Source organism: Streptomyces sp. NPDC051636 (genome assembly GCF_044453765.1).
GTDB lineage: Bacteria > Actinomycetota > Actinomycetes > Streptomycetales > Streptomycetaceae > Streptomyces.
Window position 1 is genome coordinate 366,973 of the sequence record NZ_JBITDA010000004.1, and the last position, 13,419, is coordinate 380,391.

Annotated in this window: 17 protein-coding genes and 1 pseudogene; 8 read left to right on the top strand and 10 right to left on the bottom strand. The window is 71.7% G+C overall.

The genetic code is table 11. The annotated features are described in order from the left end of the window. Nucleotides 1–31 precede the first annotated feature (31 nt). The 3 genes and pseudogenes from ACIBBH_RS11330 (at nt 32) to ACIBBH_RS11340 (ending at nt 1,912) form a co-directional block, all read left to right on the top strand. The gene (locus tag ACIBBH_RS11330) at nt 32–1,240 is read left to right on the top strand and encodes a pyridoxal phosphate-dependent aminotransferase (protein WP_399403985.1); all 1,209 of its coding nucleotides are present in this window, start codon (nt 32–34) and stop codon (nt 1,238–1,240) included. A 62-nt stretch (nt 1,241–1,302) separates the two neighbouring features. Further along, nucleotides 1,303–1,709 (top strand): annotated as a pseudogene (locus tag ACIBBH_RS11335) (DUF5753 domain-containing protein); the annotation flags it as partial. Then, a complete protein-coding gene (locus ACIBBH_RS11340; protein ID WP_399403986.1) occupies nt 1,706–1,912 on the top strand; it encodes a DUF397 domain-containing protein in 207 nt (68 codons plus the stop codon). The pseudogene ACIBBH_RS11335 and the gene ACIBBH_RS11340, both read left to right, overlap by 4 nt. Nucleotides 1,913–2,017: 105 nt before the next feature. Here the strand turns inward: ACIBBH_RS11340 and ACIBBH_RS11345 are convergent, their stop codons facing one another. Continuing rightward, entirely contained in the window at nt 2,018–2,497 is a 480-nt protein-coding gene (locus ACIBBH_RS11345; RefSeq protein WP_399403987.1) for an HIT family protein, read from the bottom strand. A 105-nt stretch (nt 2,498–2,602) separates the two neighbouring features. Between ACIBBH_RS11345 and ACIBBH_RS11350 the strand changes: the two genes are divergently transcribed. The 3 genes from ACIBBH_RS11350 to ACIBBH_RS11360 all read left to right on the top strand — a co-directional run bounded on the left by ACIBBH_RS11350 (nt 2,603) and on the right by ACIBBH_RS11360 (nt 4,375). Beyond that, complete coding sequence (locus ACIBBH_RS11350; RefSeq protein ID WP_399403988.1) at nt 2,603–3,196, top strand: histidine phosphatase family protein; 594 nt, start codon at nt 2,603–2,605, stop codon at nt 3,194–3,196. Between the two features lie 77 nt (nt 3,197–3,273). After that, on the top strand, nt 3,274–3,900 hold the full coding sequence (locus ACIBBH_RS11355) for a hypothetical protein (RefSeq protein ID WP_399403989.1): 627 nt from the start codon (nt 3,274–3,276) through the stop codon (nt 3,898–3,900). A gap of 52 nt (nt 3,901–3,952) precedes the next feature. Further along, nucleotides 3,953–4,375, top strand: a complete 423-nt coding sequence (locus ACIBBH_RS11360; RefSeq protein ID WP_399403990.1) for an acyl-CoA thioesterase — start codon at nt 3,953–3,955, stop codon at nt 4,373–4,375. Nucleotides 4,376–4,463: 88 nt separating this feature from the next. On the opposite strand, the gene ACIBBH_RS11365 is transcribed toward ACIBBH_RS11360, so the two are convergent. From ACIBBH_RS11365 to polX, 9 genes are all read right to left on the bottom strand, one after another. Beyond that, nucleotides 4,464–4,622 (bottom strand): hypothetical protein, encoded by a 159-nt coding sequence (locus tag ACIBBH_RS11365; protein WP_399403991.1) that lies wholly within the window; start codon nt 4,620–4,622, stop codon nt 4,464–4,466. Between the two features lie 25 nt (nt 4,623–4,647). After that, entirely contained in the window at nt 4,648–5,268 is a 621-nt protein-coding gene (locus ACIBBH_RS11370) for a TMEM175 family protein (RefSeq protein ID WP_399403992.1), read from the bottom strand. Nucleotides 5,269–5,373: 105 nt separating this feature from the next. Further along, complete coding sequence (locus ACIBBH_RS11375; RefSeq protein WP_399403993.1) at nt 5,374–6,747, bottom strand: 8-oxoguanine deaminase; 1,374 nt, start codon at nt 6,745–6,747, stop codon at nt 5,374–5,376. A gap of 43 nt (nt 6,748–6,790) precedes the next feature. Then, complete coding sequence (pucL, locus tag ACIBBH_RS11380; protein ID WP_399403994.1) at nt 6,791–7,693, bottom strand: factor-independent urate hydroxylase; 903 nt, start codon at nt 7,691–7,693, stop codon at nt 6,791–6,793. 7 nt (nt 7,694–7,700) lie between these two features. Next, on the bottom strand, nt 7,701–8,102 hold the full coding sequence (gene uraH, locus ACIBBH_RS11385) for a hydroxyisourate hydrolase (protein WP_399403995.1): 402 nt from the start codon (nt 8,100–8,102) through the stop codon (nt 7,701–7,703). A 2-nt stretch (nt 8,103–8,104) separates the two neighbouring features. Continuing rightward, complete coding sequence (uraD, locus tag ACIBBH_RS11390) at nt 8,105–8,617, bottom strand: 2-oxo-4-hydroxy-4-carboxy-5-ureidoimidazoline decarboxylase (protein WP_399403996.1); 513 nt, start codon at nt 8,615–8,617, stop codon at nt 8,105–8,107. Nucleotides 8,618–8,732: 115 nt separating this feature from the next. After that, on the bottom strand, nt 8,733–9,095 hold the full coding sequence (locus ACIBBH_RS11395) for a helix-turn-helix domain-containing protein (RefSeq protein WP_399403997.1): 363 nt from the start codon (nt 9,093–9,095) through the stop codon (nt 8,733–8,735). Further along, a complete protein-coding gene (locus ACIBBH_RS11400) occupies nt 9,092–9,343 on the bottom strand; it encodes a hypothetical protein (protein WP_399403998.1) in 252 nt (83 codons plus the stop codon). Before ACIBBH_RS11400 ends, ACIBBH_RS11395 begins: the two co-directional genes overlap by 4 nt. 46 nt (nt 9,344–9,389) lie before the next feature. Beyond that, the gene (gene polX, locus ACIBBH_RS11405) at nt 9,390–11,132 is read right to left on the bottom strand and encodes a DNA polymerase/3'-5' exonuclease PolX (RefSeq protein WP_399403999.1); all 1,743 of its coding nucleotides are present in this window, start codon (nt 11,130–11,132) and stop codon (nt 9,390–9,392) included. Between the two features lie 85 nt (nt 11,133–11,217). Between polX and ACIBBH_RS11410 the strand changes: the two genes are divergently transcribed. Continuing rightward, nucleotides 11,218–12,276 (top strand): lytic transglycosylase domain-containing protein, encoded by a 1,059-nt coding sequence (locus ACIBBH_RS11410; protein WP_399404000.1) that lies wholly within the window; start codon nt 11,218–11,220, stop codon nt 12,274–12,276. Between the two features lie 54 nt (nt 12,277–12,330). Beyond that, entirely contained in the window at nt 12,331–13,356 is a 1,026-nt protein-coding gene (locus tag ACIBBH_RS11415) for a sigma-70 family RNA polymerase sigma factor (RefSeq protein ID WP_399404001.1), read from the top strand. Nucleotides 13,357–13,419 lie beyond the last annotated feature (63 nt).

The window sequence follows — 13,419 nt, forward strand, 5'->3', positions numbered from 1 at the left end:
GCAACACACCGAACCGGAGGGGCGAGCGCGCATGGAGTTCCGGCAGTCGAACAAGCTCAGTGAGGTCTGTTACGAGATCCGCGGCCCGGTGATCGAGCAGGCCGACGCGTTGGAGGCGGCGGGCCACAGCGTGCTGCGCCTGAACACCGGCAACCCCGCGGTGTTCGGCTTCGAGGCGCCGGAGGAGATCCTCCAGGACATGATCCGGATGCTGCCGCAGGCGCACGGCTACACGGACTCGCGGGGCGTCCTCTCCGCCCGCCGGGCGGTCGCCCAGCGCTACCAGACGCTGGGCCTGGAGGTCGGCGTCGACGACGTGTTCCTCGGCAACGGCGTCTCCGAACTGGTGTCGATGGCGGTACAGGCGCTGGTGGAGGACGGCGACGAGATCCTGATCCCGGCCCCGGACTTCCCCCTCTGGACGGCGGTGACGACCCTCGCCGGCGGCAAGGCGGTGCACTACCTCTGCGACGAACAGGCCGACTGGTACCCCGACCTGGACGACATGGCGGCGAAGATCACCGACCGCACCAAGGCCGTCGTCATCATCAACCCCAACAACCCCACCGGCGCGGTCTACCCGAAGGAGATCGTCGAGGGTGTCCTCGACCTCGCCCGCCGCCACGGCCTGATGGTGTTCGCCGACGAGATCTACGACCAGATCCTGTACGACGACGCCGTGCACCACTCGGCCGCCGCACTCGCCCCCGACCTGGTCGTCCTCACCTTCTGCGGCCTGTCGAAGACGTACCGGGTGGCGGGCTTCCGCTCGGGCTGGCTGGTCGTCACCGGTCCGAAGCAGCACGCTAAGGACTACCTGGAGGGCCTGACCATGCTGGCCTCCATGCGGCTGTGCGCCAACGCGCCCGCGCAGTACGCCATCCAGGCCGCGCTCGGCGGCCGCCAGTCCATCCGTGAACTGACCGCCCCGGGCGGGCGGTTGCGCGACCAGCGGGACGTGGCCTGGGAGAAGCTCAACGAGATCCCCGGCGTGTCCTGCGTGAAGCCGAAGGGCGCGCTGTACGCGTTCCCGCGCATCGATCCCAAGGTCCACCGCATCCACGACGACGAGAAGTTCGTCCTGGACCTGCTGCTGCGGGAGAAGATCCAGGTCGTCCAGGGCACCGGCTTCAACTGGCCGACGCCCGACCACTTCCGGATCCTGACGCTGCCGTACGCGGATGACCTGGAGGCGGCGATCGGGCGGATCGGACGGTTCCTGAGCGGGTACCGGCAGTAGCCGGAACGACTGCCGCTCCCACTGCCCGGTGTTCCTCGGCGGTCGTCGGGGTGGACAGCCAGCAGTTTGTCGCCGCGCGCATGGCACGGCAAGACGTCTTCGATCGGAAGCCCGCACCCGTTTTCAGCTTCGTCCAGGAGGAAGTCACACTGCGCCGCCCCATCGGAGGCAGAATGGTGCTGCGGACGCAGCTCGAACGCCTGTTGGAGTTCGGCCAGCGGCGGAACGTGGAGATCCAGGTGATGCCACCGACCGCGAGGACCATGCCGGTCTCGCGGGGTCACTCCAACTACTGCGGCTGAAGGAGGGAGACACGGTGGGGCACAACGAGGTCCAGCTCACCAGCCGACTGATCTCCCAACCCAAGGAGATCCAGGTCCTTGAGATCCGCTATGGCATCATCCGCGCCCAGGCTCTCACGCCCCGTGAGTCGCTGGCCTTCATCGAAAAATTGCTGGGAGAGACATGATGACCAACCCCTCGACGGGGAACGGTTCCGCGCTGGATTGGTTCAAGAGCAGCTACAGCACGAACGACGGCCCGGAGTGCGTCGAGGTCGCGACCACCCCCGGCACCATCCACGTACGGGACTCCAAGCACAGGCACGGCCCCCGACTCGCCTTCGGGCCGCGGGTGTGGTCCGCCTTCGTCTCGTACGCCGCCGATCACTGAGCAGCATCAAGGTTCCGGACAGGGACGACGGGGGCGACCCGGCTGAAGACGACTTCTGGCATCCGGCCAGTGTTGCAGGCGGGCGACCCCGAACGCGGCGGCGCATCAGGCCCCGTGGGCGCACCGGTCCAGCTCCTCGCCGATGGCCGCGCGCAGCGTGTCGTGGCGGGGACCGAGCCGGTGGCGCTCGTCGCTCCACCTCTCGCGTGGGTACAGCCACACGGGAAGCCCCACGAGGTCGGCCGGCTCCCAGTCGTAGCGCGGCCACACGTGAGCGTGCAGGAAGTCGTCGGTGTTGCCGAGGATCTCCAGGTTCACGCGCCGGAAGGCGGGGTCCAGTCGCCGGCAGGCCCGCTCGACGGCCTCGCCGAGACGGTCCATGTCGGCCAGGAAGCCCAGGCGCCGGTGCCTGGGCAGGTCCGACAGCCGCCGCACCGCCGGGTCGTCCGCCAGCAGCACCGCGTACCCGGGCAGGAACTGGACGTCCCCGATCACCGCGAAGCCCGCGTCCAGGCGCCGCAGCACCGTGGGGTTTTCCCCGCGAAGGGCACCGCCGATCCGGTCGTTGCGCCAGTCGTCGCTCATGACCTGCGACTTTACCGGGCCGGGACGGCTGTCTGGCCGAGTCGGTCCTGCGGGCCGCGGGGGCCTGTGGCACCGTGCTGACAGGCGAGCGGGAAGGGCGCGGACGTGGGTGATCTTCTTCTCGTCCGGCACGGTCAGACCGAGTGGTCTCGGTCCGGGCGGCACACGGGATGGACGGACGTGCCCCTCACCGAGCAGGGACGGGAGGAGGCGCGGCGGCTGGCGCCGTTGATCCGTGAGCACCGGATCGCGGCGGCGTTCGTCAGCCCGCTGCGGCGGGCGCGGGAGACCGCCGAACTCATCGGGGTGCGCGATGCGGGTGTCGACGCCGATCTGCGGGAATGGGACTACGGCGGTTATGAGGGTGTGACCACCGCGGAGATCCAGCGCACGCGGCCCGGCTGGTTCCTGTTCACCGACGGGGTGGCGCCGGGGCCGCCGGAACGCCCCGGGGAGACCCCGGAAGAGGTCGGGGAGCGCGCCGACCGGATGCTGGCCGAGGTGGACGCCGTCGACACCGAGGGCGACGTACTGCTCGTGGGGCACGGTCACTTCCTGCGGGTGCTCACCGCCCGCCGGCTGGGGCTGCCGCCGCGGGACGGGGCGCTGTTCCAGCTGGCGACCGGGACACTGTGCCGACTGGGCACGGAGCACGGGCGGCCGGTGATCGCGGGGTGGAACGTCCGGCCGGGCGTGTAGGGGGCGCAGAGCCGGGCCGGCTGTCAGTGGGCGGTCGTAAGCTTCGAAGTGGGCCGACCGCCGGGGAGGAGCACGCCGTGAGCCGTTCGCCGACCGCCGCGCAGCGGCGGTTGATCGACGCCGCCGACCCCGTCACCGGGCGGCTGAAGGGGACGGAGGCGCAGCTCGCGGCGCTGGTCGAGCGGGGGCTGGCCTTCCGGCATCCGCGGCCGCCGCACGACCACTTCCTGACGCCGACCGGGCACCGCGTACGGGAGGCGGTGCCGGAGGTGGCCGCCGAGCCGGTGGTGCAGCCCGCGGGCGGTGGGGTCTTCGCGGCGCGCGTCGGAGGGGACGACGAGGAAGCCGCCGGGCCGTCCCGGGCGCGCGAGGTGCACAGCGCCTGGCAGGGGCTGCTGGAGCTGCGCCGGATGACCAACCCGGACGGTGCCGTGGACCGGCCGTGCTCCTGGGAGCGTACGCATCTGGTGCGGGCCGCCGCCCTCGCGCTGGAGGCGGCCGGGCACCGTCCGGCGGGCCGGGACACCGACGGCTACCGGGTGCGCGCGACCCCGCAGCCGGAGGCGGTCGCCGTGTACGCGCCGGACGGCGAGGCGCTGCGGGCCTGTGCGGGCACGCTGGAGCGGGCGGGCTGGCAGGCCGGGGAGTACACGGAGCCCAGGACGAGAGTGCGGTATCTGCTGGCATCGCCGCGTCGGGCATGACGCGCGTGCCAAGATCGGTCGACCGGAAGTCCGAGCGCGAGAAGGGAAAGCAGTGGCCGAACCGTTTTCCGTCCGTGTGACCGTCCGCGGCTACGAGACCGACGTACAGGGTCACCTCAACCAGGCGGTGTACCTCAACTACGCGGAACACGCCCGCTGGACACTGCTGAAGGCGGCCGGAATCAGCCAGGCCGAGCTGATCGGCCGGGGCGTGGGCCCGGTGGCGCTGGAGACCACCATCCGCTACCGGAGCGAACTGCTCGCCGGTGACGAGGTCGACGTGACGTGCGAGTTCGAGTGGAGCGGCGGGAAGACCTTCAGGATCCGGCAGGAGGTCCGCAGGACCGAGGGCACGGTGGCCGCCGAGATCACGGCGGTGGGCGGGATGATGGACCTTAAGGCCAGAAAACTGGTCGCGGACCCGGCGGAGCTCTTCAAGGAACTGGCCGCGGACCTGAGCCTGTTCGGACTGTAGGCCGCACCGGGCCCCAAGCGGATCGCTCCGGAGCAGACCGTGAGCGCGGGTCGGGGCGTCGGGCCAGGTGGCCCGCCGCCCCCCGAGGTCAGGCCGGTACGAACGCCGGCCTGTGGTCCTCGGCCCACTGCCGGTACGTCCGCGCCGGGCGCCCCAGCGCCTCCCGCAGGTCCTCGGTGACCACGGCGTTGCCGCCCTCCTCTATGAACCGGGCGGCGGCCTTCACCGGCCGGCTGCCCGAGGCCACGCCCTGCATGATGCCGCGGCGCCCGTCATGACGCGGCCGTCATCGGGCGGGTCGGCACCGGTACCTGGTTGAAGCCGTAGTACAGGGCGATCAGCCCGTGCGCGGCCAGGGTCAGGGGCGCCGAGACGAAGGCGAGGCCGACCGTCACCGGGTAGGCCAGGGACCCCAGCGCGAACCGCACACGGGTCGCCCTGGCCGCCGGGACGTCGACCCGGGCGTCGAAGAGGTGCCCGGTGCGGGTGAGGTGCCACCACAGGGCCTGGAAGGTGAGCGCCATCGCGACCATCACCAGGCTGTAGACGGCCGCCGCCACATGGGAGGCCCGCTCCTCGCGCAGGTACTCCGCGAGCAACGCCGTGGGCCAGGGCACCGCGGCCACCACCATCAGCACCAGCAGGTTCAGGAACACCAGCGTGCGGTCGACGCGGGCGACGTAGCTGAAGAGCTGGTGGTGGTTGACCCACATGATGCCGATGACCAGGAAGCTCACCACATAGGCGGCGTACGACGGCCACTGCGCGCCGAGCGCGTGCCACAGTCCGCCGTGTTCACCGGTCTCGGGAACCTTGATCTCCAGGATGAGCAGGGTGATGGCGATGGCGAAGACACCGTCGCTGAAGGCCTCGACGCGGCTGGACTCGTTCATGGCGCACAGGGTGGCACCATCGGCCCGGAGGGCGCGCGTCCGCGCGCGCCCCGGGGACGGCCGCCGACCGGGAGCCGGCCGTCCCGGCCGGAGTCCTTCACGTGCTCAGCCCTGGGCGGCGATCCGCGCCAGGCGCCGGGCCTCGTCCCGCGTCGAGCGGGCGATCGCGTCCTCGTCGACGGTGAGCAGGCGCCCGTCCCCGACGATCTGCCGGCCGTTCACGAACGACGCGGTGACGGGGGCCGCCGCGCCGAAGACCAGCGCGGTCACCGGGTCGGCGATGGAGGCGTGGGCGAGGGTGTCGAGCTTCCACAGCACCAGGTCGGCGAGCTTGCCGGGCTCCAGGGAGCCGGTCTCCGTGGCCCGGCCCAGCACCTGGGCGCCGCCGTACGTTCCGAGGCGCAGCGCCTGCCGGGCGTTCAGTGCCGCTTCCCGGTGCGCGCCGAGGCGGTTGATGAGGAGGGCGTTGCGCAGCTCGGTGTGCAGCTCGCCCGACTCGTTGGAGGCGGTGCCGTCGACGCCGAGGCCGACCGGGACGCCGGCCGCGAGCATGTCGGGGACGCGGGCGATACCGGCGGCCAGGCGGGCGTTGGAGGAGGGGCAGTGGGCGACACCGGTCTTCGTCCGGGCGAAGGCGGCGATGTCGGAGTCGTTCATGTGGACGCAGTGCGCCATCCACACGTCCTCGCCGAGCCAGCCGGTGGACTCGAAGTAGTCGGTCGGGCCCATGCCGAACATCTCGTGGCAGAACTTCTCCTCCTCCACGGTCTCCGAGCCGTGGGTGTGCAGCCGCACCCCGAGCCGACGGGCCAGCTCGGCGCCCTGCCGGAGCAGTTCGGTGGAGACGGAGAAAGGCGAGCAGGGGGCGACGGCGACCTGGGTCATCGCGTCGAAGGAGGCGTCGTGGTGCTCCTTGACGGTCTCCTCGGTCGCGGCGAGGGCGCCCTCAAGGGTCTCGACGGCGAAGTCCGGGGGCAGGCCGCCGTCCTTCTCGCTGCGGTCCATGGAGCCGCGGGCCAGGGTGAAGCGGACGCCCGTCTCGCGGGCGGCGCGGATGATCGCGCGGGACAGGTCGCCGGAGCCCTGCGGGAAGACGTAGTGGTGGTCCATGGCGGTGGTCACCCCGCCGCGGGCCATCATCGCCAGCGAGCCCCGGGCCGCCGCGTACACCATCGGCTCGTCGATGCGGGCCCATGTCGGGTACAGCGCGACCAGCCAGTTGAAGAGGTTGTGGTCCGTGGCCAGGCCCCGGGTGATCCACTGGTAGAAGTGGTGGTGGGTGTTGACCAGGCCGGGGGTGACCAGGTGCCCGGAGGCGTCGATACGGCGTACGACGTTCTCCAGGCCCTCGGGGGTCCTGCCCGCGCCGACCGCCTCGATGCGGTTGCCGGCGATGACGACGTGCCCGGAGGCGTACTCCGTGTCGTCGGCGTCCACGGTCGCGATCGAACAGTTCTCGATGACGATGCGCTGTGCCATCGTTCGTCCTCTGCTTTCGATGAGTTCGATGTCCGTGTCCGCGTCAGAGGTTGGTGAGGTCCACCGGGATCCGCGGCTCGCAGCCGTCCCGGAGGACGGTGGCCTCGATCAGCCCGTAGGGGCGGTCGGCGGCGAAGTACACCGCTCCGCCGGCGGTGTCGTTCTTCAGCCCGAACGGCTCCAGGTCGACGAGGAAATGGTGCTTGTTCGGCAGGGAGAAGCGGACCTCGTCGATCTCGCCGCGGTTGTCGATGATGCGGGCGCCCATCGCGTACAGCGTCTGCTGCAGCGAGAGCGAGTACGTCTCGGCGAAGGCCTGGAGCAGGTGCCGCTTCGTCTGCGCGTAGGACTCCTCCCAGTCGGGCATCGGCTGCCCGTCGTCGCTCCAGCCGAACCGCCAGCGGCCGGAGACCTCGGTGGCCAGGATGCGGTCGTGGGCCTCCTTCAGCGTCGTGTACTTGTCCTTGACGTAGCCCCAGAACTCCGAGTCCGTCGAGTTCATCACGACGAGGTCCTTGAGCCCGGAGACGACCTCCCAGGTCGCGCCGTCGTACGTGATCTGGGTCAGCCGGGTCTCCTGGCCCTTGCGGACGAAGGAGTGCGCGCCCTTCCCGGAGTGCTCGATCCGCTCCCAGGCGTACTCCTCGACGCGGATACGGGCCCGGTGGATCGGCTCCTGGGAGGTCACGAAGTGCCGGGCGAGGTGGATGCCGAACTGCTCGGCCGACTCGATGCCGTACTCCTTGGCGAACGCGTACACCGTGTTCTTGGTGGTGTCGGTCGGCAGGACGTTGGCGTTCGAGCCGGAGTAGTGGACGTCGTCCATGTCGCCGGAGAGCGACACCGAGACGTTCAGGTCCCTGATGTGGTGGGTGGCGCCGTCCCGCGTGATCTTGACGACTCGGTTCCCGGCCTTGCCGTACTGGTTCTGTCCCAGGATGGGCATGTGTCTGCTAGCTCCCTCGGTAAACGGAGTAGCCGAACGGGTTGAGCAGCAGCGGTACGTGGTAGTGCTCCCCGGGCTGCACGGCGAAGGTGATCGCCACCTCGGGGAAGAACACGGCACCGCTGTCCCGGTTCGCGGGGGCGTCCTGCTGCGCATCGGCTTGCTTCTTCTCGGACTTCAGGAAATACGCCTCGACGGCGAAGTCGAGCCGTACGTGTGTCGTCCCTTCCGGCAGGTCCGGAAGGTCCTTGCACCGGCCGTCGGCGTCGGTCGCGGAGCCGCCGAGCGCCTGCCAGTCCGCCCGGCGCCCGCGGCGGGCGGAGAGCCGCACCGCGACGCCCTCGGCGGGGCGGCCGACGGACGTGTCCAGGATGTGCGTGGACACGGAGGCGGTGGTGCTGGTGCTCATGGTCAGGCGTCCTCTTCGACGAGTCGGGCCAGTCGGATGCGGTTGATCCTGCCCAGCTCGGTGCGGACGATCTCCCGCTCCTGCTCCGGCGAGTTCCCGAGCCGCTCCTTGACCGCGTCCCGCATCTGCTCGCCGGTCCGGCCGGTGGCGCAGATCAGGAAGACGTGGCCGAACTTCTCCTGGTAGGCCAGGTTCAGTTCCAGCATCTCCGCCTTGAGTTCCTCGGAGGCGCCGGCCATGCCGCTCTGCTCACGGGCGGAGGCCGTCTCGCCCGGCTCGGGGCGGCCGATCGGCGGGTGCCCGGCCATCGCCTCCTGAAGGTCCGCGGCGGTCAGCTCGGCCATGGCGGCGTCACTGGCGGCGTAGAGGTCCTCGGGGGTGGCGTAGGGGCGGGCGGCGAGCAGGCGCCCGGCCCACGCCGTGGCGGTGCACGCTTCGTGGAGGGCGGCGAAGGCGGCGTGCTCCTCCAGAGCGTTGAACCGGGCCAGGCCCGGTGGCGTGGAAGTCGAAGTCACGGGAGCCTCCGTGGCCGCGAGCGGCCGTCGTACTGAACGGGCTGCCGCCAGCTAACGCCCTCCGACACCAGAACGTCAACACTTTGTTGAAAATTGGGGTCGGCGAGAGCGGCGCTCAGGGGTGCTTCTCGCGGTTCAGGTAGTTGTAGACGGTGAAGCGGCTGACGCCGAGCGCGCCCGCGACGGTCTCCACGCCGTGCCGTACGGAGAACGCGCCACGCGCCTCCAGGACCCGTACGACCTCCTGCTTGGCCTTGCGGTCCAGCTCGGCCAGCGGCTTGCCCCGCTTGCGCTCCATGGCGGCCAGGATGTGGTCCAGGGAGTCGGCGAGCTGGGGCAGGCGTACGGCGACCACGTCGACGCCCTCCCAGGCGAGCACGACGTCGTCCGGGCCGGCCTCGTCCGGCGGGAGCATCTCCCCGCCCATGGCGTCGACCAGCGGTTTCACGGCCGTGATGAAGGGCTCGTCCCCGGTCACCTCTCACCCTCCGGGATCACGTTGACCTGGAGCGAGATCCGGGTGGCGCCGGCCTCCAGGGTCTTGCGCAGCAACGCGTCCACGGCGGTGAGGACGGCGTCGGCGCCGCCTTCCGCCGTGTTGCCGAACGGGCCGACGTCCACGGCGTCCAGTTCTGCCGTCCGGACGACCTGCCGCGCCACCAGGGCGTGGGCGGGCGCCTCGTCCAGGTCGAAGGGTTCGGTCGTGAACTCCACTCTCAATCGCACGCGCTCAACCTAACGCGCGGCACGGTTCTCCGGGCAGCCCTCCCGGTCACCGGGTCCCCTTGCGCAGGAACCGCCGCAGCCGTGTCAACGGCCAGGTGTTGATCACGTCGTCTTTGGTGAGCCAGCCGCGCTGCGCGGTCCCCACGCCGTAGCGCATGTTGGCCAGGTGGACGACGGCGTGGGCGTCGCTGTCGACGGCGAACCTCACCCCGTACCGCCTGGCCCGCAGGATGTCCTCGTCGCGCAGGTCCAGCCGGTCCGGGTGGGCGTTGATCTCCAGGGCCGTGCCGGTGCGGGCGCAGGCGGCGAAGACCGCGTCGAGGTCGGCGTCGACGCCGGGCCGCTTGCCGATGATCCGGGTGGTGGGGTGGCCGATGATGTTGACGTACGGGTTCTCACAGGCCCGTACGAGCCGGCGGGTCAGCGCCTCGCGCCCCTGGTTGAAGTACGAGTGCACCGAGGCCACGCACAGGTCGAAACCGGCGAGGAACTCTTCGGGCCAGTCCACCTCGCCGTCGGGGCCGATGTTCAGTTCGGCGCCGTGCAGCAGCCGCATGCCGGCGCGTCCGCCCCGGGGGGTGTACGCGCCGTCGAGCTCGCGCACCTGCTCGCGCTGGGCCAGCATCCGCTCGTCGGTCATGCGCTGCATGGCCATGTCCGGCCCGTGGTCGGTGATCGCGTAGTAGGCGTAGCCGCGTCCGGCCGCCGCCTCGACCATCTCCGGAAGCGGGGCGAGGCCGTCGGTGAGATCGGTGTGGGTGTGCAGATCGCCCCGCAGGTCCGCCTCCGTCACCAGGTCGGGCAGCTCGCCGCGCAGCCCGGCCTCGATCTCCCCGCGGTCCTCGCGCAGCGTGGGCGGGATCCACGGCAGGCCGAGCCGGGCGTACACCTCGTCCTCCGTCTCGGAGACGGTCCTCTCGCCGCTCTCGACGTCGAAGAGCCCGTACTCGGAGAGCTTCAGCCCCTGGTGCACGGCCAGCTCCCGGGTGCGGATGTTGTGGGCCTTGGAGCCGGTGAAGTACTGCAGTGCCGCTCCCCAGGAGTCCGGCGGCACGACGCGCAGATCGACGGCCAGGCCCTTGGAGGTGCGCACGGACGTCTTCTTCTCGCCCCGCGCGATCACCTCCGTCACGTAGGGCAGCTCGGTGAACGCCCGCATGATCGGCGCCGGCCGGTGAGCCGCGGCGAGGACGTCGATGTCGCCGATCGTCTCGCGGAGCCTGCGCAGTGACCCGGCGTACGCGCACCGCCGGCAGCCCGTGACCCGGGACAGCCCGGCGACGATGTCGTCGGCGACGTCCATGGCGACGTCGAGCTGGACGCGGTTCCCGGCGGACTGCAGGAGCTCGATGCCGTGGAGGATGTTCTCCTCGGTCCTGGGCCCGAAGCCCTTCAGGTCGCGCAGCCGTTCGGCGTGGATGGCCTCGGCCAGTTCGTCCACCGAGGAGATGCCCAGCTCCTCGTACACCGTCAGCGCCTTCTTCGGGCCGAGCGTGGGGATGGCCGTCAGACGGCGGACCCCGGCGGGGATCCTCGCCCGCAGCTCCTCGACGGCGGACACGCTGCCGCTGTCGAAGTATTCGAGGACTTTCCGGGCGATCGACTTTCCGACGTTCGGAATCTCCTGAAGGCCCTTGAGGTCGAGCGTGGAGACGTCGGCGTGGTGGCCGCCGACCGCCCTGGCAGCCTTCTCGTAGACACGTGCCTTGAACGCGTCTCCTCCGGTGATCGAGATCAGGTCCGCGTACTCCTGGAGCAGTGCGGCGACCTCGTCGTTGGACCGGGCCACACCTTCAGGGTAGGCAGATCGCGACGGACGCGCCGCCCTCCCCCGTAGAGCAGATGACAGCAGTCCACAGGGAGGGAATCGCAACGTGGCAGGGCACAGGTTCAGGGGCGCCAGGGGTACGGCGGTCGCGGCGGCGGCGATGGCGGCGCTGACCGCGTCACAGGCGCCGGGGGCGGCCCCGGCGCGGGCCGCCGCACCGGTGGAGCGGCCCGCCGCCGGGCAGGGTCCGAGCATGTCCGGCGACACTCCGTACCGCACGGAGCTTCCGCCGCTGAAGCGGGCCGGGCAGGGCAGGAAGGCTTCGGTGGGCGGTGGCGCGGTGCCCGCGACCGTCTTCGCCGCCTACCGGCACGCCGAGGCGGAACTCGCGCGCACCGCGCCCGGTTGCCGGCTCAGGTGGCAGCTGCTGGCCGCGATCGGCCAGGTGGAGTCGGGGCAGGCGGAGGGCGGCCGGGTGACCGGCGACGGCACGACGGTGACCCCGATCCTGGGTCCGCGCCTGGACGGCGGCGCCTTCGCCGTCGTACGGGACACGGACGGCGGCGCGTACGACGGGGACGCGGTGTACGACCGCGCGGTCGGGCCGATGCAGTTCATCCCGTCGACCTGGGCCCGCTGGGGCGCGGACGGGAACGGCGACGGGCGGGCCGACCCGGACAACGTGTTCGACGCGGCACTCGCCGCCGGGCGCTATCTGTGCGCGGCCGGGGGGGACCTGTCCGAGCCCGCCGGCCTGGACCGGGCGATTCTCGGCTACAACCACTCGGCGGCGTATCTGCGCACGGTCAGGGCCTGGTACGCGTACTTCCTGGAAGGTCACCGGGTGGTTCCGGACGGCCCCGCCACGGCGCAGGCGCGGCCCTCGGCCCGCCCCGACGACTCGCGGCCGAAACCCGCACCGAAGCCGAACCCGTCCCCTCGCCCGAGCGCCACCCCGTCCCCGGCACCGTCCGCCCCGGCCTCGCCGACCCCCGCCAACTCCCGTCCGGCGAGCGGGAAAACAACGAAACCCCTGGTCCCCGTACCCGACCCCACGGCCGGTCTGCCCAGCGGCGACCTGCTGCCCAGCGGCGGTCCGCTGACCAGTAACAGCGGAGACTCGATGACCTCCACCCCCTCCACAACCGCGGCTACCGGAGGGTAATGTCGCCACCCGCCGGACGGGACGACACCGGCGGGTGAGAGCGAAGGGGCCCTCATGGCGACGGACATGCCTGCGGAGATACGAGCCGCCAACGACCGTTGGCAGCGCATGTGGAGCCACCGCGAGCAGCTGCTCAAGGTGGCCCGGCGCCGGTCGATGAGCCAGGAGGACGCCGAGGACGCGGTGCACGAGGCGATGCTGCGCGCGGCGGAGCGGCCCGATCTGGACGACGAGCGGCTCGCCGCATGGCTGACCACGGTGACCATGCGGCTGTGCGTGGACCGCTACCGGCAGGTCAACCGTGAGGCCCAGGTCCGCACCAGCCCGACGCTGGTCGCGCCCGGACCGGTCCCGGTCGAAGAGGCCGTCTGCGACCGGGCCGAGGCCAGATGGCTGGCCGTGCGCAGCGGGGAGCTGCCCGCCCGCCAGGCGGAGGCGCTGCGGCTTAAGTCCGAGGACCTGGACGTCAGCCAGGTCGCCGTCCGGATGGGGCTGAGCTACCGGACCGTCGAGTCGCTCCTCGCCCGGGCCCGGCGGACGCTGCGGAACTCGCTGGCCGCGACGCTCGGGTTCGCGCTGTTCCTGGTCGGGCGGGGGCGGCTGCGGGCGGGCGGCAAGGCGCAGGTGGCGGCGGCGGCGTCGACGGCGGCGACGCTGGTGGTGGCGGGGTTCGTGCTGCCGTACGCGCTGGACGGGGGCCGGCCGGACACCACTCCCCTGCCCGCCGCGTCCCCCGTGTCCCGGACCACCGCCGGGACCGTACGGCCCGGTACCGGCCGGACGCCCGCCCCGAACGTCCACGAGCTGTCGGCCCCCTCGAGGGCTGCCGGGGCGGCGCCGTCGGACCGCGCCCACGACCGGTCGCTGCTGCCGCTGTCCGTGCCGCCCCTGCCCCAGGCCTCCCTGTCACCGGTGCCGACCGTCCCCGCGGTCCCGAGCGTGTCGAACCTGCCGAGCATGCCCGGCCTGCCCGAGCTGCCGAAGGCCTCCACGGGCCCGACGGCACTGCCGGCCGTGCCGAAGGCTCCCGCCACGCCCTCCGTCCCGGTCGCCGTACCGACCCCGACCGCCCTCCCGTAGACCCGCCGCACCCCGTCCGGAAAAAAATCCGCCTTCTCCGCGACGGACGCCCCGCCCCTCCCC